The sequence below is a fragment of the Lacinutrix mariniflava genome, assembly GCF_001418015.1.
GTDB lineage: Bacteria > Bacteroidota > Bacteroidia > Flavobacteriales > Flavobacteriaceae > Lacinutrix > Lacinutrix mariniflava.
In genome coordinates this window covers 243621-267378 of sequence record NZ_LIQG01000017.1, presented here as the reverse complement: position 1 = coordinate 267378, position 23758 = coordinate 243621, and the positions used below count along the sequence as shown (strand labels likewise).

Sequence of the window (23758 nt, the reverse complement as noted above, 5' to 3'; positions counted from 1 at the left end):
GTTCATTTTTGTACTAAGTTATGTGATTCTAATTGTTAAATATAAGGAGAAGTCTAAATCAAAATAACGAAGTATTTAAGTGTTCATTATTTCTTCATAAATCTCTATTAAAATCTTTAATAAGAGTACGAAAAATAATAACTTGGCATAGTTTTTAGTTCTATAATAATATAGTAACTCAAATTGAAAATTTTTATGCACAAATTAATCCTATTATTTACCTTATCCCTTATAACATCTACCATTCACGCTCAAGAAACTAGTAATCCTTTATTAGCAAAAGATGTAGAAGGGCAAACAAAATGGGTAGATAGCGTTTATAATTCTTTAACTGTAAACGAGAAAATCGCGCAATTGTATATGGTGCAAGTTTTTTCGAGTCAAACAGAGGCCGAAAAAGCAAAAGTGCTTAGTTTAATAAAGAAAAATAAAATTGGTGGTATTATCTACTCTAAAGGAGGACCTTATCGTCAGGCAAAGTTAAATAACGAACTACAAGCTGCCTCACAAACGCCTATGCTTATTGGTATGGATGCAGAATGGGGATTAAGTATGCGTTTAGATTCTACTTATTCTTTTCCGTGGAATATGACTCTTGGCGCTATAAAAGATAATTTTTTAATAGAACAAACAGGAAGACAGTTAGGAGAGCATTGTAAGCGTTTGGGCGTTCATTTTAATTTTGCACCTGTTGTAGATATTAATACAAATCCTAAGAATCCAATTATTGGGAACCGTTCTTTTGGTGAAGATAGAGATAATGTTACAGAAAAAGCAGCTGCTTTTATGAAAGGGATGCAAAGTGCAGGTGTTTTAGCAAATGCTAAACATTTTCCAGGTCATGGAGATACAGAAGCCGATTCGCATTTAACGTTGCCAACGGTTGCTTTCGATGCAAAACGAATTGATTCGGTAGAGTTGTATCCATATAAAAAACTGATAAAGGAAGGTTTGTCTAGTGTTATGGTAGCACATTTAAACATCCCAAGTTTAGAGCCACGAGTTGGTTATCCTTCGTCTATTTCTGAAAACATTGTAACTAATATTTTAATTGAGAAATTAGGGTTTAAAGGACTTATCTTTACAGATGCTTTAACAATGAAAGGAGCTGCGGATTATAAGTTTGATGGCTTAGACGGAGAGACAGAAAGTACTATAAACACTGTTGGCAATATTGATTTGGCGGCCTTTTTAGCAGGAAATGATGTTATGTTAATGTCTGAAGATCCTGAAGCTGGTATTGCTAAACTAGAAAAAGCATATAATAAAGGTTTGTTTACCGAAGAGCGTTTAGCACATTCTGTAAAAAAATTATTACAAGCAAAATACAAGGTTGGTTTAAATAATTATAAGCCTATTTCTACTTTTAATCTTAGTAAAGATTTAAACCGTTTGTATGACGATATGTTATATGAAAGATTAATGGAGCAAGCCATAACAATTGCACGTGACTCTTCTAATTTATTACCATTACGTCATTTAGAAACTAAAAAAATTGCTTATGTTCAATTAGGAGACGATAATGGTGAGCCTTTTTTAAATACTCTAAAAAAATACGCTCAAGTTCATGAGGTAAAAGCCGATAAATTAAGCGATTTAATAGCAAAACTTCAAAACTATAATACAGTAATTGTAGGTTTTCATAAATCGAATGATAATCCGTGGAAATCATACAAATTTAAGGATAAAGAATTAACGTGGTTATACGAGATTGCAAGAACAAATACTGTGATTTTAGATATTTTTGCTAAACCTTACGCTTTGTTAGATTTGCAAACAATTACAAATATTGAAAGTGTTGTTGTAAGTTATCAAAATAGTAAAATAGCTCAAGAAACTTCTGCCGAAATTATATTTGGAGCATTAGCAGCAAAAGGAACATTGCCTGTTTCTGCAGGACCATATTTTAAAGTTGGAGATGGTGTACAAACAAACTCTTTAGAACGCTTAGGTTATAGTATACCAGAGCGTGTTGGTCTAAGTTCTTATCGTTTAAAAAAGATTGATTCTATCGCTAATCACGCTGTAAATGCAGGAATGACGCCTGGAATTCAGTTAATTGTTGCTAGAAAAGGGAAAGTAGTTTACAATAAAAATTTCGGTAAACATACTTATAATAAAGGAGCACAAAAGGTGAGAGGAGATGATCTTTACGATGTCGCTTCATTAACTAAAATTGTAGCTACTTTACCATTGTTTATGGAAATGGAAGAACAAGGTATTGTGTCTTTAGAGACGAAACTTTCAGAAGCAATGCCATATTATAAAAACACGAATAAAAAGAATATTACATTTAAGAAAATGTTGTCTCATTATGCGCAATTAAAACCTTGGATTCCGTTTTATTTTGCCACTTTAGATAGTGTTACCAAACGTCCTTCAACTAAGTACTATCGTAAATCGCCTACAGGTAAATTCAATGTTAAAATTGCGAAGAACCTATATATGCGTGAGGATTACCAAGATTCTATTCCGAAGATAATTAAAGAAACAGACTTATTATCGCGTTTGCGTTATCGTTATAGTGATTTGCCTTACTATATTCTTAAGCAATATATTGAAGGACATTATAATAAACCGTTAAATGAATTGGTTCAAGACCACTTTTACAAATCTTTAGGTGCGAATAATACCATTTATAATCCGTACAAAACAATTAGTAATACGCGTATTACACCTACAGAGGAGGATGATTACTATCGTTTTCAAAAAGTACAAGGTTATGTGCACGATATGGGAGCTGCAATGCAAGATGGTGTTGGTGGACATGCAGGTGTTTTTAGTAATGCTAACGATATCGCTAAGATTATGCAAATGTATTTACAGAAAGGTTATTATGGAGGTGTTAGATATTTAAAACCAGAAACGATAGACAAATTTAATACATGTTATTATTGTGATCAAAAAGTAAGACGTGGTATTGGTTTCGATAAACCACAACTTGGAGAATCTGGACCTACTTGCGGTTGTTTATCTATGGAGAGCTTTGGGCATTCTGGATTTACAGGAACTTATACATGGGCAGACCCTGATGAAGAATTAGTATATGTTTTTATGGCAAATAGAACATATCCATCGTCTAAAGGAAAAAATATGTTGCTTCGTGCAGATATTAGAACCAACATTCAAGCTGCTATTTATGAAGCCATTATAAGATAAAAAATTAGATACTAAAATTTTAAAATGTATTAAGTGAAAAATCTTGTAAGTATTTTTCATTTTATCTACTAATCAATTAACCAAAATTTAAATCTTATAGTTTTAAGTTCGAGTTCTAGACTCTAAATTCTTAAAACTTTAGATACTTAAAACTAACTAAATGAAAATAGGAATTGTTTGTTATCCAACATTTGGAGGAAGTGGAGTAGTGGCAACAGAATTAGGTTTAGAACTTTCTAAGCGAGGACACACTATTCATTTTATAACTTATAATCAGCCGGTTCGGTTAGAACTTTTGGGTGACAATATCTATTATCACGAAGTCAATGTTCCGGAGTATCCTTTATTTCATTACCAGCCTTACGAATTAGCTTTATCGAGTAAGTTGGTAGATATGGTTAAGCTTCATGAAATTGAAATTCTTCATGTGCATTATGCTATTCCGCATGCCTATGCAGCTTATATGGCTCAAAAAATGCTGAGAGAAGAAGATATTTACGTGCCTATTGTTACAACGTTGCATGGAACAGATATTACCTTAGTTGGTAATCATCCATTTTACAAACCTGCGGTTACATTTAGTATTAATAAATCGGATGCTGTTACAGCAGTTTCTCAGAGTTTAAAAGATGATACGTTACGTTTGTTCGATATCAAACAAAAAATTAGTGTAGTTACTAATTTTATAGATTTAAAGAAGTTTAAAAACGGTTTTACAGATTGCCAACGTGGAATGATGGCTAATGAAGATGAAAAAATAATTACCCACATTAGTAACTTTAGAGAGGTTAAACGTATTCCAGATATTATAAATATTTTCAACAATGTCCAAAAAGAAGTGCCATCAAAATTAATGATGGTTGGTGAAGGTCCAGAACGTGAACCAGCAGAACAATTGTGTAGAGAATTAGGAATTAGTGATAAAGTAGTATTTTTTGGAAATAGTAATGAGATAGATAGAATTCTATGTTTTAGCGATTTGTTTTTGTTGCCAAGTGAAACCGAAAGTTTTGGACTATCTGCTTTAGAAGCCATGGCATCTGGAGTTCCAGTAATTTCAAGTAACACAGGCGGTATTCCCGAAGTAAACGAGGAAGGTTTCTCTGGTTATTTAAGCGAGGTTGGAGCTATTGATGAGATGAGTAAGAATGCGATAATGGTTTTAAAAGATGAAAAACTTTTAACTCAACTTAAAAAGAATGCTAAAATACAAGCAAAGAAGTTTGATATCCATAATATAGTACCACAATACGAAGCTATATATGAAGAAACTCTTAAAACGTGCTTGTTTACGCAAAAGCTCTAGCAGCGCATTATTGTTGCAATTGAATAAATACGATAACTTTATTTCAAATATAGAAATAAAAAAAGCACCTCATTTGAGGTGCTTTTTGTTTCTATAATAATTACGTTTATTACATTTTTGCTTTAGCTATAACAAGGTCACTTATATCCGTACTTTCTTCAGCATACAAAATAACACTGTTACCATCAATTTGAGAATTAATAATATGAGTGTATCCGTTTTCTTTAGCTACTAAAGTAATTAGCTGTCCAATTCTATCGTAAATAGGTTTTAATAGTAAATTCTTTTTATAGTTTACAGCCGTTTGAATATCAGCTTCAAAACCTTGAAGACCTTGTTGCATTCTTACGAGTTCAGTTTCTTTTACTTTTCTAGTGGCCTCAATTAACGTCTTACTATTTTTTTTATAGTCTTCCATTTTAACATTGTAATCTTTAACTATAGAATCTCTGGTGGTAGTTAATTTGTTACTCACAATATCTAAGTCTGCTTGTGCTTTTACAGTTTCAGGCATGTTTCCCAAAATGTAATCAATATCCGCATAACCAACTTTTAAATTAGTTTGGCCAAAAGCAGTGAAGATTAAAAGATTGACTAGAATAACAGATAGTATAGTTTTGTGTTTCATTGTAAGTAAATTTATTTTAATAGTGAAGGCAATTATCTTGCCACAAAAAAACCATTTCAAATAGTTGAAATGGTTTACAAAAGTAATGATTTTTATTGTTTTTTAAAATTGATATCTAATACCTAGCGCAATATCAAAATCTAAATCGTCTCTAAAGTCTCCAAAACCAAGTTCAGGTCTAGCATCTAAAGAAATAATTAAAGGAATGTCGAAATTGTATTCTATTCCAATATCTCCAGCTGCAAAAATAAAAGTTTCACTTTCATCTTTAAAAGGAGGAGGTAATTCATAGCTATAATTTCCTACACCACCACCAACCCCGGCGTACCAATTAAAGTCTCCTTCTAATACCCAAACCCATTGATAAAGACCAGCTAGCTTAAAGCCATCATAATCACTACCAGATCGAATACCAAGATCGACTTCTAATCGATTGTTAGCACCTAAAGCACGCTGATAAGAAATCTCACCACCAAAGCCATCATTATCTCCAATTCGTAATCCAATAGCATTTTCAGAAATTTCCTGAGCAGTTGCAGCATAACTGAATCCTAGAATAGCTATAGCTAATAAAAATATTTTTTTCATTTTTGTTTTTTAATTAAAAGTTAAAACTAATATACAATTACCCTTTGATTATGCTTAAAGAATAACCCTAATATTAAGTTAATAATTGTTAAGATATCTTAAATTTGGAAATAGAATGAATATAGAAAAATCAACCTTATACAATTTAGAAAAAAACCTTGAAGGCGAGCTGCATTATAGCGATTTAATGAAACGTCTTTATGCAACAGATGCTTCGGTTTATAGAATGTTACCAATGGCTGTAGCATTTCCTAAATCTAATAGCGATATAAAAAAATTAATTGCATTTGCTATTGATAATAACACATCATTAATTCCAAGAACGGCAGGAACTTCTTTAGCTGGACAATGTGTTGGAACAGGAATTGTAGTTGATGTATCTAAATACTTCACTAAGATTTTAGATATTAATGAAACTACGCAAACTGTTACCGTGCAACCAGGAGTGGTTAGAGATGAACTTAATAATTACTTAAAACCTTTCGGATTGTTTTTTGGTCCTAATACATCAACTTCTAATCGTTGTATGATTGGAGGTATGGTAGGAAATAACTCCTCTGGAACGACTTCAATTAGATATGGAGTTACACGAGATAAAGTTATAGAGCTCAAAACTATATTAAGTGATGGGAGTGAAGTTGTTTTTAATGAGTTATCAAAAGTAGCGCTTAAAAACAAGACAGAACTTGATACTTTAGAAGGGCATATATATAGTACGATTGTTTCCGAATTGTCTTCGGAAGAAACAAAAAACGAAATAATAAAAAACTTTCCAAAGCGAGAAATACATAGAAGAAATACAGGTTACGCAATAGATGAACTTATTAATTCAACCGAAATATTTAATCTTTGTAAACTACTATCAGGAAGTGAAGGTACATTAGCTTTTACTACAGAGATTACGTTAAAACTAGATAAACTTCCTCCAAGTCAAAGTATAATGGTTGCTGCTCACTTTAATTCAATTTCCGACTGTTTAAAAGCGGTAGAGCCTGTAATGCAACATAATTTGTTTACTTGTGAGATGATGGATAAAACCATTTTAGATTGCACAAAAAATAATAAAACACAAACCGAAAACAGACAATTTATTCAAGGAGATCCTCAAGCTATTTTAATGTGTGAGGTAAAGGCTGAGAATTTGACCGCTGTACAATTACAAGTAAAAGCTCTTATAAATACACTTGAAAATTCTGGATTAAGTTATGCTAATGTAAGCCTTGAAAATAAAGAAATAGATAAGGCGAATGCTTTAAGAAAAGCAGGTTTGGGATTATTAGGAAACATAATTGGAGACAAAAAAGCAGTAGCATGTATTGAAGATACAGCTGTGGCTTTACCAGATTTGAGTCAATATATTAATGAGTTTACCGCGCTCATGAAAGGTTATAAACAAGATGCAGTTTATTATGCACATGCTGGAGCAGGAGAATTACACTTAAGGCCAATATTAAACCTTAAAAAGGAAGAAGATGTCGTTTTATTTAGAAAAATAACAACCGATGTTGCTTCTTTAGTAAAGAAGTATAAAGGTTCTTTTAGTGGAGAGCATGGTGATGGAATTGTACGCGCAGAGTTTATAGAATATATGATTGGTAGTACTAATTACGAATTATTAAAACGAATTAAGTTTGCGTTCGATCCACAAAATGTTTTTAATCCTGGAAAGATTGTAAACGCTTTTCCAATGGATAAAAATCTGCGGTATCAAGTAGATAGAAAAGAACCTGAAGTTGCAACATTTCTAGATTTTACGGCATCGCAAGGTATTCTGCGTGAAGCAGAAAAATGTAATGGTTCTGGAGATTGTAGAAAACTGCCTGAATTTGGTGGTACAATGTGTCCTAGTTATCGAGCTACTAGAGACGAAAAAGATACAACGAGGGCAAGAGCAAATGCATTACGCGAATATCTAACAAATTCTGAAAAAGCTAATAAGTTTAATCATGATGAATTAAAGCAGGTTTTCGACCTTTGTTTAAGTTGTAAAGCATGCGCTAGCGAATGTCCAAGTAGTGTTGATGTCGCTAGTTTAAAAGCTGAGTTTTTATACCAATATCAAAAAGCAAACGGTACAAGTTTAAGGACAAAACTCTTTGCTTATAATAACAAATTAAATACTATTGGAAGCAAATTACCTAAGATTACAAACTTTATGTTTTCTAATGGATTTACGTCTTCAATACTTAAGAAATCTATAGGAGTTGCCAATAAAAGAAGTCTACCATTAATTTCAATTAATAGTTTAGATAAAGAGTTTCAACTAATTAAAAATAATAATGTTGATTCAAAAAAAATAAAAACAATATACTTATTTAACGATGAGTTCACCAACTATTTAGATACCGCAATTGGTGTAGATGCAATAGCGCTTTTACAAGCGCTAAATTATGAAGTAAAGCTGATAAATAACAGCGAGTCGGGACGCTCATTTCTATCTAAAGGATTATTAGAACAAGCTAAAAAAGTAGCGAATGATAATGTGACTTTATATAAAGATATTATTTCAAATGAAACACCACTTTTAGGTATTGAGCCTTCAGCTATTTTATCTTTTAGAGATGAATATTTAAAACTAGTAGACGATAAAGATTCAGCTAAAGCAATAGCAAAAAACACGTTTTTAATTGAAGAGTTTATTAGTAATGAAATTGCCTGTGGTAATATTAAATCATCACAGTTTACTTCCGAAGAAAAAACAATTAAGTTTCATGGGCATTGTCACCAAAAATCACAAAGTAACCAAATACATAGTTTTAATGTCTTAAACTTACCAGTAAACTATAAAGTAACTATTATACCAAGTGGTTGTTGTGGAATGGCAGGAAGTTTTGGGTACGAAAAAGAGCATTATAAAATAAGCATGGAGATAGGCGAGCAAACATTGTTTCCAGCTATTCGTAAAGCAAAAATGGATACAGTTATTGCTGCTAATGGAACCAGTTGTAGGCATCAAATAAAGGACGGAACCAATAGATTAGCTGCACATCCTATAAGTATTTTAAAAGCTGCGTTAATCTAAACTACGTCTTTTGGGTTAAAAACGGTAATAGCGGCGATTAAATCATTTAATTCCATTTCTTTGATGTCGCTATCTGCAAAAAAAGGAGCACGTTTATCTTGGCTATAGTTGTAAAGTTTCCAACGTTTAAACTGATATTCTAAAGCTGTAAAGTTTTCTACCCAATCACCAGAATTCAAATAGGTAGTTTCGCCATGTTTATTCTTTTTAACTACTATTTTAGGTTGGTGTATGTGTCCACAAATTACATAATCGTAGCCGTTTTGGATAGCTAAATCCGTGGCAACTTCTTCAAAATCACTTATATATTTTAAGGCCTGTTTAACACTGTTTTTAATTTTTTTAGAAAGAGAATATTTTTCTTTACCCATATTTACCAATATCCAGTTAACGAAACGATTTATTAGTATTAAAAAATCGTAACCATAACCACCTAGTTTGGCAATCCATTTTGCATTTTGAATAGAAGCGTCAAAAACATCTCCATGAAAAAACCATGCTTTTTTACCATCTAAATACATCACTTTTTTGTTTACAATAGAAATGTTTCCAATTTTGGTATCTGCAAATTTTCTAAGCATCTCATCATGATTGCCTGTTATGTAGATAACATCTACACCATTGGCAGCAAAATCCATGATCTTTTTAATAACTTTTAAATGTGGTTTTGGAAAATAACGTTTGCTAAATTGCCAGATATCTATTATATCTCCGTTTAGAACTAGTGTTTTGGGATTAATACTTTCAAGATAGGTTAATAATTGCTTAGCGTGGCAACCATAGGTTCCTAAATGCACATCTGAAATAACTACAACTTCTACTTTTCGTTTTATACTCAAGGTTCTTGAATTTTAAGTAAAATTCGAAAAATATCAGGACTTGAAGATTATCTATATGTTATAAAAACTAGACCATTATGTTATCTTGATGTCCAGCAATTAATGTGTATGTTAATTTAGTATTATCTCTACATAATAATCTGCAATCTCTTGATTTACAATCGCTGAACCACTAGAAGGAATTGGTAAGGTGATTTCTGCTTCAGCTAAAGTGTTTATGGCTGTTGGGCTAATTTGATAACTTGTATTAGAGTTTGCTTGAACCAAGCCTATGCCAACGGCATAATAATTTGTTGAAACCAAAATGTCTTGAGGGTCTAAAATAGCTAAAGGAATAGGGAATCCAAAGACATTAATTTCTGTAGCGATACTTAAATTTAGTGCTAATTTAGAGGATACTACGTCTGAATAGGATACGCCATTAAGACTTAAATTTTCATTAAAATCTAAAGCAGTAGAGGTTAGCTGGTAAGTTATTGTTAATGGGTAGCCATTAAAATCTTGCGTAATAGTATTGGTATTAGATGCTAACACTGTATTAATACTAGCTTCGGTATTATATAATACAAAGTTATTTAGGGCAATATCAAAATCAATTAAATCTGTTATTTCAGCAGGAAGCTCTAGAGCTCCGTCTAAAACCAAGGTCGTATTAGAGTTTGTTAAAGTCCCACTAGAAAGCAAGCCAATTATAGGTCCATTTGCCGGTATGCCATTGTTTGCATCGAGCATAAATGTTGATTGAGAGTTAGAAACCACATACAGACTATCTTGGGTTATAATAGTTTCATTAGTAGTATTGTCTATGTTTGTAACATTATAATTCCAATAGTCGTTGGGTGTAGAAGGAAAATAATTATCATTAGTTTCAATTTCACCAGGATTTAAAGTATCATTAATGTTGTTATCACTAGAGCAAGAGTTTGCTAAAGCAATAGTTAGTATTAATATAGAATATGCAATGTTTTTCATAAAATGAGACTTTTTGTAAAAGTATAACTAATAAAAAGAATACCTAATTAAGTATTATACAATTTTTGTTTCTGTAATATAACTTTTACATTAGCATAAATTAAATTTATATGGCAGGAAATTCCTTTGGAAAACTATTTAATCTCACAACATTTGGTGAGTCTCACGGCGTTGCTATTGGTGGAGTAATTGATGGTTGTCCTCCAAATATTACATTAGATTTTGAAGCTATTCAAAATGAAATGGATAGACGTAAACCAGGTCAGTCTTCAATTGTTACACAACGTAAGGAGCCGGACGAGGTAAAATTCTTATCAGGAATTTTTGAAGGTAAAACTACCGGAACACCAATAGGTTTTATAATTGAAAATGCAAACCAGAAGTCTAAAGACTATTCACATATAAAGGATTCTTACAGACCAAGTCATGCAGATTATGTGTATGACAAAAAATATGGTCATCGCGATTATCGTGGTGGTGGGCGAAGTTCTGCAAGAGAAACAGCAAGTAGAGTCGTTGCTGGAGCTATTGCAAAGCAGGTGCTTAAGGATATTAAAATTAATGCGTTCACGTCTTCGGTTGGTGATATTTTTATAGATAAACCATATCAAGATTTAGATTTTTCTAAAATTGAATCTAACGCTATACGATGTCCAGACGCAGCTACAGCCGAAAAAATGATAGCTCGCGTTAAAGAGATTAAAAAAGAAGGCGATACTATTGGTGGTACAATTACTTGCGTTATACAAAATGTACCTGTTGGTTTAGGCGAACCTGTTTTCGATAAGCTACATGCCGATTTAGGTAAAGCTATGCTTTCTATTAATGCGGTAAAAGGCTTTGAGTACGGAAGCGGTTTTTGCGGTGCAAAAATGAAAGGTAGTGATCATAACGACCCATTTAATAATGATGGTACAACAAAAACAAACCTTTCTGGTGGTATACAAGGCGGTATAAGTAACGGCATGGATATTTATTTTAGAGTCGCTTTTAAACCTGTTGCCACTTTAATACAGAAATACGAAACTATAGATAAACACGGTAATACTGTAGAAATGCAAGGCAAAGGGCGTCACGATCCTTGTGTTGTACCAAGAGCAGTGCCAATTGTAGAAGCAATGGCAGCAATAGTTATTGCTGATTTTTGGTTGCTTAATAAAATGTATTAATCAAATTCCTGATATTTTTACTGAACTTGTTTTTAGTAAAGCGGGAGTTTTCTAATATAAAATAGTTTCGTTGTATGAAACCCGAAATATATTATACAGCTTTAAAAACTTACGATTCGGATAATAAAACCGGATTTAGTTGGAAAGAGTATTTAAACTTCTCTGAGATCGAGCATTTAAAAGAGCTCGTTTCTTTAGATGGTATTTTAAATGCTTTAGCATTTATTCCAGATTTAGATTCTAGCGAAGAATGGAACTATATTATTAACAACGATGGCATGGTTATGTTCTTTTTTAATAACTTAGACTATGTTTTAAGTAAGGTTGAGCATCTTGAGTTCTTTAATTTATTGGCAGTCATTAAAGAACCATCAAAAAATAAAGCCAACTTAGGCGATGATTACGATTTTATTGGCTACGATCTAATAGACAAAAAAGGAGATGTTAGTGCTTTAACTAACTGTGGCGGTTTTGATGAAACTTTTCTTCCAAGTGAATTAAATACTTTTGGATTAATTTCAGAATATGATAAAGCAAAGAAAATAGTAACAGCATTACCAATTAATAGTCCAGACGAAGAACATATAGATTGTAACCTCTATGAAGTTTGGAGACACAAAACAATAGGAAGAAAACTAACTAACTAACTAACTAACTAACAAGATTCCGCCTTTTCGGAAAGATAAAAATAACTCTATGAAATTAGCTTTACACTGGAAAATAATAATAGGTATGATATTAGGTATCATCTTTGGATTCATTATGAATACTTATGATGGTAAAGATTTTGTTTCCGATTGGATTGCTCCTTTTGGTAAAATCTTTATTAACCTTTTAAAGCTTATTGCTGTTCCTTTAATTCTTGCGTCGCTAATTAAAGGTATTTCAGATTTAAAAGATATTTCTAAAATTAAATCAATGGGATTAAGAACCATTGCAATTTATATTGGAACTACACTTATTGCTATTATTATTGGATTATCAATAGTAAATACAGTTAAACCTGGAGCAGGAATGTCACAAGATACGATTACTAAAATTAAAATGAAGTATGAGAATGATGCTGGAGTTACGGATAAACTAGCAAAAGCAACAGCACAAAACGATGCTGGACCATTACAAGCTTTAGTCGATATTTTTCCTAGTAATATATTTGTATCTTTAGGACAGGCAAAAATGCTTCAAATTATTTTCTTCGCGCTTTTTGTAGGTATCTGTTTATTATTAATTTCAGAAAAAAAGGCAAAACCATTAATAGATTTTTTCGATTCTCTTAACGAGGTTGTTATGAAAATGGTTGATTTAATTATGTTATTTGCACCTTACGCAGTATTTGCTTTAATGGCTAACGTAATTATAGCTTTTGATGATACCGAAATCCTTTTAAAATTGCTAAACTACGCTGGATGTGTTGTTTTGGGTCTGGCATTAATGATTGGTTTCTATTTAATTCTAATAAAATTTGTTGTTAAAAAATCACCTTTATGGTTTTTAAAGGAAATTGCGCCTGCACAATTATTAGCTTTTTCGACAAGTTCAAGTGCTGCAACATTGCCAGTGACTATGGAGCGTGTAGAAGAGCATTTAGGTGTAGATAAAGAGGTTTCTGGTTTTGTATTACCTGTAGGAGCAACTGTAAATATGGATGGAACTAGTTTGTATCAAGGAATTGCTGCTGTTTTTATTATGCAAGTTATTTGGCCAGAAGGTTTAACATTTACTAATCAGTTAGTAATTATTGCGACAGCATTATTAGCCTCAATTGGTAGTGCAGCTGTACCAAGTGCTGGAATGGTAATGTTAGTTATTGTATTAGAATCTATTGGTTTTCCTGCGGAATTATTACCGATTGGTTTAGCCTTAATTTTTGCAGTAGACAGGCCGTTAGATATGTGTAGAACTGTTGTAAACGTAACAGGAGATGCTACAGTTTCAATGATAGTTGCAAAATCTTTAGGAAAGTTACATGATAACCCAAAAGCTAAAGAATGGGATGATAATTATGAAGCTGTTAAATAAGTAGAAGAACATATTCTTTATAAAAAAAACATGGTAAATCATTTATATTGAGCAAAATGAATGAGTTTATGTTGGCTTCAGAAGTTTTGAAAAGTAGAATTGAAAATCTTATTTTAATTTTAGAAAAAGAGTAATTATGTTAAAAGCAATAGAAAATATAGTTCCAGCAGAGTGGTTAAAAAATCATTTGCAAGATGAAAATGTACTTGTATTTGATGCTACAATTTCTAAGGTTGTAGGAGATATTTCAGCATTATCGAATTCTAAAATTTCTGGTGCTCAATTTTTTGATATAAAAAAGAAATTTAGTGTTATTGATGCGCCTTATCCTAATACTATGCCTTCGGCAGAACAATTTGAAGAGAACGCACAAGCATTAGGCGTCAATAAGGACTCTATTATTGTTATTTACGACGATTACGGTATTTATTCAAGTGCTAGAGCTTGGTGGCTATTTAAGACATTTGGCTTTGATAATGTCGCTATTTTAGATGGAGGTTTGTTAGAGTGGAAAGTTCAAGGTTTTCCATTAGAAGATAAATCAATTAAAAACGGACATCCAAAAGGGAATTTTAAAGCAATATACAATCCTGATAATGTTGTGCATTTTGAATCCTTAGAAACGATATCTAAGGACGATACTTATAAAATTATTGATGCCAGATCTAACGATCGTTTTAACTGTATTGTTGCAGAGCCTAGAGCAGGATTAAGAAGTGGAACCATACCGTCTTCATCTAGTTTACCTTTTAATATGGTTTTAAATGAAAATAAATTAAAATCCAAAGAAGAATTACAATCAATTTTCAAAACCCTAGTAAAAGACCAACAACATCTGGTCTTTTCTTGTGGTTCTGGAATTACGGCTTCGGTTTTAGCATTAGCAGCCACTGTTGCTGGATATAAAAATAGTGTTTACGACGGTTCGTGGACAGAATATGGAAGTTTAACAATAGTATAAATTATGGACAAACCTAAAAATTGGTCAAAAAACGAATTAGTAGCATATATACTTTTATATGTTGCCAATGCAGATTTAAACGTGAGTGATGAAGAGAAAGAATTTATTCTTACAAAAGTTGATAAGAAAACCTTTGCGACTATTCATGAAGAGTTTGACGGAAATAGTGACTACCAATGCATTCAAAACATAATTGAAGGTGTAAAAGCACATGATTATTTTGGTGATGACTACGCCGAGCTTTTTGCAGATATTAAATTATTGCTTTATGCAGATGGAGAAGCAGATAGAATGGAAGAATCAACATTAATGTTTCTGCGTAAAATATTAAAAGAGTAGTTAATACATAGGAATACAAATTCTTATATTAGTAAATATTGCCGTTTATTCTTGTTTATAGGTCGATAGGTCTAAAAATGAGTTTATTTTGCAACGAGGGCATTTTAAATAAATACATGGTTAGATATACGCTAATACTTTTATGTTTACTGACTTTCTTGTGCTCTAATGCACAAAACATAAAAGTAAATGCAAAAGACAGTCACAAAGATTTTGCAAAGACGCTAACCAATTCCAAAGCGGATCGTTATAATGTTATTCTGAATAAGTACGATACCTATATCAGGTCTAATCCAGACGATATAATTGTACAAATTTATAAATGTAAATTTATAGGAAGTGCTTATTACGATGAGTACGAAGACTATAATTTAAAGTACGATGAAACTCTAGATTGTGTAACAAATTTAGTAGAAAAATATCCTGACCACCCTAAAGTTTTACTTTATAAATTAGAGTATACTTACAACGAAGAAAGGCAATTTCTTCTTGAAAAGGCCATAGATTTATACGAAAGCAAAACCATCGATTGGGATTATGAAGACACTTCTATTTTATTCGAAGTTAGTGCGAATTTTTATTCTGAAGATGATGATTACAAATCAATTAAGCACGCTAATCTAGCTGAAAGGTTTAATGATACTTTAGACTTATCTGTTTTAAAAACGAATGCCTATTTACGTTTAGAAAATGAAGATAAGGCGAGAGAAAGTATTCTTAAAAACTTAGATGCAGAACAACCTAATTGGATTTTAGATACTAAGGGAGAACTATTAATCTCTTTAAATGAAGATGCCGAAGCCTTAAAACTTTATGAGCGTATTAAAGCAAATGATTCTACTTATTCTATAAATGGAAATCTTTATAAAATTTTTAAACAAAAAGGAGATTATAGCCAAGCCAGAACGTATTTAGTAAACGATACTATTGCACCTTGGAATAAAATAAATAATCTTCAAAGACTAGCCAATCATGATTTAGAATATTCAGATCCAGAGGTAGCTATACGTTCTTTAAGACGTATGTATACCGAAAGTTATTATGATGATTACCTAGGATTAAAACGACTACGCTTAGCCTTTAAAGCACCAAGTTACTATTGGTCTTTTGGTGAGGTATCTCACCTCTTTGTATTAGTTCTATTGGTAATAATATTACTGGCTATTCCTTATTTATGGGTCCTACCAATTTATGGCCTTAGTAATTACTTTAGTTTTAAAAAAGTAAAAGAAGCCGTTAAACTTCCAGGAGATTGGACTTTAAGACATTTCTGGTTAATTAGCTTTTTCTATATGCTTACGTTAGTTATTTTAATTGTAGCATTTAATTATCAAGAAGAACTAAATTATTATTTTGATATTGTAGACTATTCTAGTGAAATAGCAGAAGAAACAGATCTCGTTTCTGCAAATGCACAATTATTATTCTGTGGTTTACTATTATTCTTTACTTTAATATTACTCAATAAAAAGCGATTACGGTTTGTTTTTAAAACAGATAACTCAATAAGGCAAATGATTGGGTTAAGTATTCTATTTCTAATTTTTAATGGTATAATAATTAGAATTCTAGGCACATTTATAGACATTACAGACACTGCTGAATATATATCATCCCTAAGTGCAAAGGAGGAAATTCGCGCACTATTAAATGAATATGGTTTATATATAAGTGTTTTAGTAGTTGCTATAATAGTTCCTTTTTATGAGGAAATTATCTTTAGAGGCATCATATTCACATCAACCGAAAAACATTTAGGTTATAGAGTGGCAAACGTCCTACAAGCTTCGTTGTTTGCATTAGCACATTTTAATTTAAGTTTATTTATATTTTACTTTATTTTTGGCTTAGTAACAGGTTATTTTGTTAAAAGGTCAAGAGGCTTAGCAACTGGTATTGTTTTTCATATGGTCAATAATTTTGTAGTTACTGTTGCTTTATTTTATGTTAATTAATATAATATAACGTCATTTCTACACGAATTTTGCAATAGGGATACTACCAAATAAGACACTGAGTGTAACTAAAGTCTTTACACTAAAAACCGCAATAGATTGAACATGCATTCTTAATTCATAAAAATTAAGAAAAACTAGCTGTATTGCATTTTCATGACTTAAAAACTATCATAAAAAAATCACAACATGAGCAATATTAATAATGTGACTATAATGTAAACAACACACCTAAATGGTTGAAATATAACTTTCAATATAGGCTAACGCTTATAGATTTAAAGATTAAAATGATGTATTTGGTCGGTGAAATTTGTAATAAAAGTACGTAAATCAAATACTTTGGTAGTTTAGCGGTTTTTTACTTGGTAATGAATAATCCATTATATATTAGCAGTGTTAAACCTACTTAATTACCCAAACAATGAAATTATTATCGACATTACTTTTACTTCTTTTTGTTTCTTTTGCTTCAGCTCAAGAAAATCAATCCCTCGAAATTAAAGAAGTAATAACTGAAACGACTAAGACATTAGAAGTTGAAAAAACTGTTGTTATAAGTGTAAAAGGTATTAAGACAATGGAAGAAATTGACATTGAAAATTATAACAAAGCAGCTTATTTAAAGTTAATTGCTTCTAAAAAGCAGAAACCTAAAATGTGCTAATATTATTTAATTATCCAATCTAAATAAATATTTAAAAGTCTGAAATTAATTTCAGACTTTTTTTTTATGTCTAATTTATTTCACCAATAAACTTTGCCTTCAATTCAGGAGTAGGTATCCAGCAACTCTCTTTCTTTCCATACCATTTGTAGCGATTTTTAGCAATAAAATCGTAGACGTAATTACGTATAAAAGGCGGAACTATTAAAAATACAAATAATAAATTCCTCGGAAAACCTAAACCTTTAGCAACATGTAAAGCTGCAGAAGATTTAATCTTTATAGAGTCCTTTTCTGGCGAATAGAGTAGGATAGAGTCTGTTTTTGAAGCATCAATTTTAAAATGATTGATTACCTGCTCACCAACATCACTTTGCAATGCAGCAAACATAAAAACATTGTTTTTATCATGTGTAATCGCGTATTGAACTGATGCGCTGCAAAGGTTGCAAACACCATCGAATAGGATTAGTTTTTTATTATTTGGTAATTGATCTATCACAGAACAAAAATACGAATTTAGTAAAGAGAATAATATACCATTGAAAGAAGTTTTTGTGAGGTTACCATCTTTTCAATATTGGTTAGGTGTAATACTGTCAGTTCGAGTGAAATTCTCTTTTAGAATTTTGTATCGAGAACCTTTTTATGACTTCTAGATACAATTTATTCGTGCCTCGCAAATCACTCGAAGTGACAAGTGTGTATTAAAATACGTCTTACTTAATTAAAGTAACACTGTCAGTTCGAGTGAAATTCTCTTTTAGAATTTTGTATCGAGAACCTTTTTACGACTTCTCGATACAATTTCCTCGTGCCTCACAAATCACTCGAAGTGACGAGTATATATTAAAACACATCATAATTTATGAAAGTAACGCTGTCAGTTCGAGTGAAATTCTCTTTTAGAATTTTGTATCGAGAACCTTTTTATGACTTCTCGATACAATTTCTTCGTGCCTCACAAATCACTCGAAGTGACAAGTATATATTAAAACACATCTTAATTTATTAAAGTAACGCTGTCAGTTCTAGTGAAATTCTCTTTTAGAATTTTGTATCGAGAACTTTTTTATCACTTCTCGATACAATTTATTCGTGCCTCATAAATCACTCGAAGTGACAAGTATGTATTAAAAGACATCTTAAATAATTAAAGTAACGCTGTCAGTTCGAGTGAAATTCTCTTTTAGAATTTTGTATCGAGAACTTTTTTATCACTTCTCGATACAATTTCCTCGTGCCTCACAAATCACTCGAAGTGGCAAGTGTGCATTAAAATACGTCTTGTTTAATAAAAGTAACGCTGTCAGTTCTAGTGAAATTCTCTTTTAGAATTTTGTATCGAGAACTTTTTTAAGGACTTCTCGATACAATTTATTCGTGCCTCACAAATCACTCGAAGTGACAAGTGTGCATTAAAATACGTCTTGTTTAATTGATGTAACGCCGTCAGTTCGAGTGAAATTCTCTTTTAGAATTTTGTATCGAGAACCTTTTTAATACTTCTCGATACAATTTCTTCGTGCCTCACAAATCACTCGAAGTGACAAGTGTATATTAAAAATACGTCTTGCTTAATTAAAGTAAAGCTGTCAGTTCGAGAGAAATTATCTTTTAGAATTTTGTATCGAGAACTTTTTTATGACTTCTCGATACAATTTGCTCGTGCCTCACAAATCACTCGAAGTGACAAGTGTGTAAATAACAATTAATTTAAAGCCCAAATTAAAGCCTTCTCTTTAGTCGCTCTAAAAATAGTATTATGTTGCTCATTTGGTTCGTCAGAATATTCCCAAATAAGTGTATTTGGTGTATCTATTTTTAAGATTTTTGATAACTTATTAGTGTAGATCGAAATATCTTCAGCACTAGAACCGGCAAACCAAAACTTCTTTTTAGTTGAAGGGAATTTCGATAAATAATTTTTAGCGTCAGAAACTAATTGCCCATTATTCCACCATAGAGAAGGATCCATTGCAATATAAAAATCAAACATATCTGGTTCTAATAACAACGTTTCTACAACAAATAATCCTGCTACAGATTCTCCAATAATTCCTTTATAATCTGTCGTTCTGTAACGCTTATTTATTTCTAAAAACAATTCGTTGTTTACAAACTTCCTGAATGTAAACGCTCCATCTTCTAAAGGCGCAATCTCCTCATCTTCTTCAACTTGAGATACTCCAGTTAAATCTCTTCTTCGCTCTGTATTTTCTATTCCTACAAGGATGATTGGAGGAATGCTTTTGTTTTCAACAAGCTTAGAAATGGTATTTGCAATATGCGGAAAGTCTTCTTTAATGCCACCATCTAACATATAAATAACAGGAAGAGAATCTGTGCTCTTCGAATAATCTGCTGGCTTCCAAACAGTAATTACTCTTGTCTCTGACACTTCTTTAGATATTACTGTAAATGTATCGTGATTTGGTATTGCATCTTGCACTTGTTTTGCGCAACCTGTTAGTAATAGTAATAGTGATAGCAGTAGTATGTAAATAGTGTTCTTCATGGTTTTGATTTTAATGAGTGAAGTAAATGTAATAATTAAAAAATGTTTGTCATTGCGAGTCGTTTTTACGACGTGGCAATCTCTTGAATATAATACCAAACATCATGAGATTGCTTCGTGCCTTGCAATGACGTAACGTTGCATTAAAGTAAGCACTGTCTACTGAATACTGCCTTCTTAAGACTACCTCCTAAAGACTACTTACTTCTTCTTTACAGACTCAACCAATTCCAATAAATCTACATTTACACTCGTTGTAAACATACCATAGTTTACTACAGCTTTCTTTTTCTCAAGTTTATCTATAGTTCCCACAGCACGACCATCTTCCATGCGTACACGATCTCCAAGTTTAAGAATATACTTTGGTTTTACTGGTTCTAGTTTTGCTTTCGCTTTGGCAACTTTCTTTTTCTCGCGTATTACTTCAACCGTTTTCTCGGCTTCTTGTTTTACTTGTTTTTCTTTATGCTTTACAGCTTTCGCCTGTTTTACGGTTACTTTTTTACGTTTAGAGTTTTCAATTTGAACCAAACGGAATAACTCTCCCATCAATTCTTTTTTCTTTCTATCGTTAAAAAACTTCTCCGAAATATCGTTTACCTTTTGTCCTAAGTAAATTAAACGCTGATTACTATCGTATAATTCTTGATAGTTTTCTAGTTTCTTTTGCACCTTAGCATTAATCTCTTCAAGCTTATCGGCTTCCGTTTGTTTTTTCTTTTCGTTAACCTTTAAAGACTCGCTTGTTTTCTCCAGTTTTGCACGCTGTTTTTGAAGTTTAGCAATCGTAGCATCAAAACGTACTTTAGAGCGTTCTATTTTCTTCTTAGAGCGGTTAATTAAACTATAAGGGATTCCGTTTTTCTGTGCCACTTCAAACGTAAACGAACTTCCCGCTTGACCTAAAGCTAATTTATACATAGGTTCTAACGTGCGCTCATCGAACATCATGTTAGCGTTTATCATTTCTTCTTTCTCGTTGGCTAGCATTTTTAGATTGGCGTAATGCGTAGTAATTATACCAAAAGCATTTCTGGCATAAAACTCTTCTAAAAAGGTTTCGGCTAAAGCACCACCAAGTTCTGGATCGGAACCTGTTCCAAATTCATCAATTAAAAACAGTGTGTTTTTGTTTACTTTCTTTAAAAAGTAATTCATCTGTTTTAAACGGTAGCTGTAAGTACTTAAATGATTTTCTATAGATTGGTTATCTCCAATATCTGTTAAAATACGATCGAAAATAGTAACCGTACTACGCTCATGCACCGGAATAAGCATACCACTTTGCAGCATTAACTGTAATAAACCAACGGTTTTTAAAGTAATACTTTTTCCACCTGCATTTGGGCCCGAAATAACAATAATGCGTTTATCGTTATTCAGTCCTATGGTTTGCGGAAACGTTTTTTCTTTCTTCGCGACATTGTTTAAATAGAGTAGTGGGTGATAGGCATCTCGTAAATGTAACTCACGATTATCACTAAGTTCTGGCAATATAGCATCCATAGATTTTGCGTACTTTGCTTTAGCAGCAATTACATCTATTTCTATTAAAAAGCTCTGATAACCTTCTATTAATGGTAAAAAGTCACGTAAAAAATTAGTCACCTCTTTTAAAATACGAACAACTTCTTCACCTTCTTCGTATTCTAAATTATTAAGTTCTCTTGTGTGTTGTAAAGTGGTTTCTGGCTCTATGTAAACAATACTACCGGTTTTACTACCGCCCATTATTGCACCTTTAACCTTACGTCTGTACATGGCTTTTACAGCAAGTACACGTTTGTTTTCTACAACCGATTCTCTAATATCGTCTAAATACTCAAGGTTTTGGTATTGGTTTAATGCCGATGTAAAACTAGAATTAATTTTACCTTTTAGCTTGTTCATGGTTTGCCTAATCTCAGAAAGTAGAGGAGAGGCGCTATCTTTTACATCTCCAAAACGATCCACAATCGCGTCAATTTTCTCTATAATAGCCGTAGTAACCTCTATATTACGAGCAAAGTCTTTTAGGTTTGGATAATATTCTTCAAACTTATTTAAAAACTTAACAATCTCGTTTGCAGTAAGCGAAATAGAGATTATTTTCTTTAAACTATGCGTTTCTAAATAGGTGTTTTCTATACGTAGTAGTTGTAATTCTTTAGTAATAGCATCGAAACCATGATTTGGTATTCGGTTACCATTATCGTAAGACGACACGTACTCATTGGTTAATTGCAAAGCATTAAGCAAGCGTTCTTTATCTAAATAAGGCTCAATGGTTAATGCTTTTTTATGCCCTAAATTGGTAACACAGTACTCGCTAACTTGCTCTAAAACGGTTGCGAATTCTAAATCTTTTAATGTTTTTTCGTGAATGTTTATCATACGTTTTTCCGTGAAGACGGAAACCTCTTAAATTTATTCTTTTTCTTAGCTGAACAAAGTTACGGAATAGTAAGAAGATTTTATACTGTTTTATCTAAGAACGCGCATTTGAAAAACGGATATAAACATAAAAACACTTTAAAATGGCTTTAAAGTGTTCTCTTTATGTAATAAAACTAGTTGCTTAACTTTTGTTTTTCGCTATTACTTCTTTTCTTTTTTCGGCTATTTCTAGATTAAAAGACCACTTTTTATTATAATCTACCGTTTCGCGTAATTTTGCATAGTCTATAGCTTTATCATAATTGCCTAAAGCGTAGTAAACACCCGAAATATTACTTAATAAACTCCAGTATATTTTCTTTTCTTTCTTATCAGTTTTATCTTTTATTTTAGATAATTCTAATTCAAATTTCGCTAAACTTTCTTCAGCAAGCTTTTTTAAATCTGCATTATACGTATCGCTATATTTTGTAGTGTTTAATGCTGTTAGTTTTTCTACCTGTGCATTATTATCTATACCGTACTTTTCTTCTTTTTTAACAAGAAATAAATTCACGCGTCTAGGCTTGTAATATCTAGAAAACTTAGCTTTTAACTCGTTATTAATATCCATAACATTATTACTTGCTATGGTTGTGTTTTTGTTAAATCTGTATTCACTGGCATTTGCTGTGTATTGCTTTTTAATTTGCGATAATGCAATGTCACTAGAGGTAATGCTTGCATTTTTGTAAACACTAGCAGTTTCACTTTCTTGTTTTTTTGTGTATACTTTTTCAAACAGAATAATGCCGTTAGTGTCCTTTACAACAAGTTTTATAGCCGACGATAATTCTACAACACCAGTAAAGGTGTTTTTAGCATCTTTACCATATTTTTTCTTTTCCGATACGCTTAAAATGTGCTTTATCCCTAAATCTGAAAATTCTAAAATAAAATCTGGCGTTTCCGAAAGTTCGAAACCTGGTAATTTAATATAACTATCTACAAAGCTAGTAATGTTTGGATTTTTATAAGTAGACGTTTCTTGCTCTTTATTTGTAATGCGTTTAATGCTTTCGCTATTAACGTTAATCTCGACTTTGTAGGTTTTAAAAGCTTCTGGAAATGCTATTTCTGGATAGTGTAATTCCTGAATAATCCAACCTGTGTTTTTAGCGTTTTGTGCCGAAATATTAAGACATATTAATAAAAATAGGATTAGAATTTTGTTCATTGTTGTAGATTTTTAAATTGT

18 protein-coding genes are annotated in these 23758 nt (G+C 31.8%); 10 read left to right on the top strand and 8 right to left on the bottom strand.

Translation table 11 applies throughout. The features are described from left to right. The first annotated feature begins 195 nt into the window (after positions 1-195). Positions 196-3159 (top strand): serine hydrolase domain-containing protein, encoded by a 2964-nt coding sequence (locus ASC44_RS02580; RefSeq protein ID WP_055446083.1) that lies wholly within the window; start codon positions 196-198, stop codon positions 3157-3159. Positions 3160-3319: 160 nt separating this feature from the next. Next, on the top strand, positions 3320-4465 hold the full coding sequence (gene bshA / locus ASC44_RS02575; protein ID WP_055446055.1) for an N-acetyl-alpha-D-glucosaminyl L-malate synthase BshA: 1146 nt from the start codon (positions 3320-3322) through the stop codon (positions 4463-4465). Between the two features lie 109 nt (positions 4466-4574). On the opposite strand, the gene ASC44_RS02570 is transcribed toward bshA, so the two are convergent. Together ASC44_RS02570 and ASC44_RS02565 are read right to left on the bottom strand one after the other, a co-directional pair. Further along, on the bottom strand, positions 4575-5093 hold the full coding sequence (locus tag ASC44_RS02570; protein WP_152973250.1) for an OmpH/Skp family outer membrane protein: 519 nt from the start codon (positions 5091-5093) through the stop codon (positions 4575-4577). A gap of 102 nt (positions 5094-5195) precedes the next feature. Next, positions 5196-5681, bottom strand: coding sequence for a hypothetical protein (locus tag ASC44_RS02565; protein WP_055446053.1), 486 nt, complete (start codon positions 5679-5681; stop codon positions 5196-5198). 115 nt (positions 5682-5796) lie between these two features. Between ASC44_RS02565 and ASC44_RS02560 the strand changes: the two genes are divergently transcribed. Beyond that, entirely contained in the window at positions 5797-8703 is a 2907-nt protein-coding gene (locus ASC44_RS02560; RefSeq protein ID WP_055446052.1) for an FAD-binding and (Fe-S)-binding domain-containing protein, read from the top strand. Here ASC44_RS02560 and ASC44_RS02555 read toward each other — a convergent pair. Then, a complete protein-coding gene (locus ASC44_RS02555) occupies positions 8700-9542 on the bottom strand; it encodes a UDP-2,3-diacylglucosamine diphosphatase (protein ID WP_055446051.1) in 843 nt (280 codons plus the stop codon). The genes ASC44_RS02560 and ASC44_RS02555 overlap by 4 nt on opposite strands. 111 nt (positions 9543-9653) lie before the next feature. Further along, complete coding sequence (locus ASC44_RS02550; protein ID WP_055446050.1) at positions 9654-10514, bottom strand: hypothetical protein; 861 nt, start codon at positions 10512-10514, stop codon at positions 9654-9656. Positions 10515-10624: 110 nt separating this feature from the next. On the opposite strand from ASC44_RS02550, the gene aroC reads away from it, so the two are divergent. The 7 genes from aroC (at position 10625) to ASC44_RS02515 (ending at position 17624) form a co-directional block, all read left to right on the top strand. After that, positions 10625-11683 carry a chorismate synthase gene (aroC, locus tag ASC44_RS02545; protein WP_055446049.1) on the top strand — a complete coding sequence of 353 codons (1059 nt, stop codon included), beginning with the start codon at positions 10625-10627 and terminating at the stop codon, positions 11681-11683. A gap of 74 nt (positions 11684-11757) precedes the next feature. After that, positions 11758-12330: a hypothetical protein gene (locus ASC44_RS02540; protein WP_055446048.1), complete on the top strand. Its 573-nt coding sequence runs from the start codon at positions 11758-11760 to the stop codon at positions 12328-12330. Positions 12331-12379: 49 nt separating this feature from the next. Then, positions 12380-13702: a dicarboxylate/amino acid:cation symporter gene (locus tag ASC44_RS02535; RefSeq protein ID WP_055446047.1), complete on the top strand. Its 1323-nt coding sequence runs from the start codon at positions 12380-12382 to the stop codon at positions 13700-13702. A gap of 136 nt (positions 13703-13838) precedes the next feature. Beyond that, on the top strand, positions 13839-14663 hold the full coding sequence (locus tag ASC44_RS02530; RefSeq protein ID WP_083476226.1) for a sulfurtransferase: 825 nt from the start codon (positions 13839-13841) through the stop codon (positions 14661-14663). A 3-nt stretch (positions 14664-14666) separates the two neighbouring features. Next, on the top strand, positions 14667-15002 hold the full coding sequence (locus tag ASC44_RS02525) for a hypothetical protein (RefSeq protein WP_055446046.1): 336 nt from the start codon (positions 14667-14669) through the stop codon (positions 15000-15002). A 77-nt stretch (positions 15003-15079) separates the two neighbouring features. After that, positions 15080-16957 carry a CPBP family intramembrane glutamic endopeptidase gene (locus ASC44_RS02520; RefSeq protein WP_083476225.1) on the top strand — a complete coding sequence of 626 codons (1878 nt, stop codon included), beginning with the start codon at positions 15080-15082 and terminating at the stop codon, positions 16955-16957. A 424-nt stretch (positions 16958-17381) separates the two neighbouring features. Then, positions 17382-17624, top strand: coding sequence for a hypothetical protein (locus ASC44_RS02515; RefSeq protein ID WP_055446044.1), 243 nt, complete (start codon positions 17382-17384; stop codon positions 17622-17624). A gap of 70 nt (positions 17625-17694) precedes the next feature. On the opposite strand, the gene ASC44_RS02510 is transcribed toward ASC44_RS02515, so the two are convergent. From ASC44_RS02510 to ASC44_RS02495, 4 genes are all read right to left on the bottom strand, one after another. After that, the gene (locus tag ASC44_RS02510; protein ID WP_055446043.1) at positions 17695-18126 is read right to left on the bottom strand and encodes a thiol-disulfide oxidoreductase DCC family protein; all 432 of its coding nucleotides are present in this window, start codon (positions 18124-18126) and stop codon (positions 17695-17697) included. A 1209-nt stretch (positions 18127-19335) separates the two neighbouring features. Beyond that, entirely contained in the window at positions 19336-20142 is an 807-nt protein-coding gene (locus tag ASC44_RS02505; protein WP_055446042.1) for an alpha/beta hydrolase, read from the bottom strand. A gap of 201 nt (positions 20143-20343) precedes the next feature. After that, positions 20344-22518 (bottom strand): endonuclease MutS2, encoded by a 2175-nt coding sequence (locus ASC44_RS02500; protein WP_055446041.1) that lies wholly within the window; start codon positions 22516-22518, stop codon positions 20344-20346. A 184-nt stretch (positions 22519-22702) separates the two neighbouring features. Continuing rightward, on the bottom strand, positions 22703-23737 hold the full coding sequence (locus tag ASC44_RS02495; protein WP_055446040.1) for a hypothetical protein: 1035 nt from the start codon (positions 23735-23737) through the stop codon (positions 22703-22705). Positions 23738-23758 lie beyond the last annotated feature (21 nt).

What these genes read in the sequence shown, in the direction of transcription:
- ASC44_RS02580 (WP_055446083.1), top strand. Translation starts at nt 196, where the DNA reads ATGCACAAATTAATCCTATTATTTACCTTATCCCTTATAACATCTACC.
- bshA (WP_055446055.1), top strand. Translation starts at nt 3,320, where the DNA reads ATGAAAATAGGAATTGTTTGTTATCCAACATTTGGAGGAAGTGGAGTA.
- ASC44_RS02570 (WP_152973250.1), bottom strand. Translation starts at nt 5,093, where the DNA reads ATGAAACACAAAACTATACTATCTGTTATTCTAGTCAATCTTTTAATC.
- ASC44_RS02565 (WP_055446053.1), bottom strand. Translation starts at nt 5,681, where the DNA reads ATGAAAAAAATATTTTTATTAGCTATAGCTATTCTAGGATTCAGTTAT.
- ASC44_RS02560 (WP_055446052.1), top strand. Translation starts at nt 5,797, where the DNA reads ATGAATATAGAAAAATCAACCTTATACAATTTAGAAAAAAACCTTGAA.
- ASC44_RS02550 (WP_055446050.1), bottom strand. Translation starts at nt 10,514, where the DNA reads ATGAAAAACATTGCATATTCTATATTAATACTAACTATTGCTTTAGCA.
- aroC (WP_055446049.1), top strand. Translation starts at nt 10,625, where the DNA reads ATGGCAGGAAATTCCTTTGGAAAACTATTTAATCTCACAACATTTGGT.
- ASC44_RS02540 (WP_055446048.1), top strand. Translation starts at nt 11,758, where the DNA reads ATGAAACCCGAAATATATTATACAGCTTTAAAAACTTACGATTCGGAT.
- ASC44_RS02535 (WP_055446047.1), top strand. Translation starts at nt 12,380, where the DNA reads ATGAAATTAGCTTTACACTGGAAAATAATAATAGGTATGATATTAGGT.
- ASC44_RS02530 (WP_083476226.1), top strand. Translation starts at nt 13,839, where the DNA reads ATGTTAAAAGCAATAGAAAATATAGTTCCAGCAGAGTGGTTAAAAAAT.
- ASC44_RS02525 (WP_055446046.1), top strand. Translation starts at nt 14,667, where the DNA reads ATGGACAAACCTAAAAATTGGTCAAAAAACGAATTAGTAGCATATATA.
- ASC44_RS02520 (WP_083476225.1), top strand. Translation starts at nt 15,080, where the DNA reads ATGAGTTTATTTTGCAACGAGGGCATTTTAAATAAATACATGGTTAGA.
- ASC44_RS02515 (WP_055446044.1), top strand. Translation starts at nt 17,382, where the DNA reads ATGAAATTATTATCGACATTACTTTTACTTCTTTTTGTTTCTTTTGCT.
- ASC44_RS02505 (WP_055446042.1), bottom strand. Translation starts at nt 20,142, where the DNA reads ATGAAGAACACTATTTACATACTACTGCTATCACTATTACTATTACTA.
- ASC44_RS02500 (WP_055446041.1), bottom strand. Translation starts at nt 22,518, where the DNA reads ATGATAAACATTCACGAAAAAACATTAAAAGATTTAGAATTCGCAACC.
- ASC44_RS02495 (WP_055446040.1), bottom strand. Translation starts at nt 23,737, where the DNA reads ATGAACAAAATTCTAATCCTATTTTTATTAATATGTCTTAATATTTCG.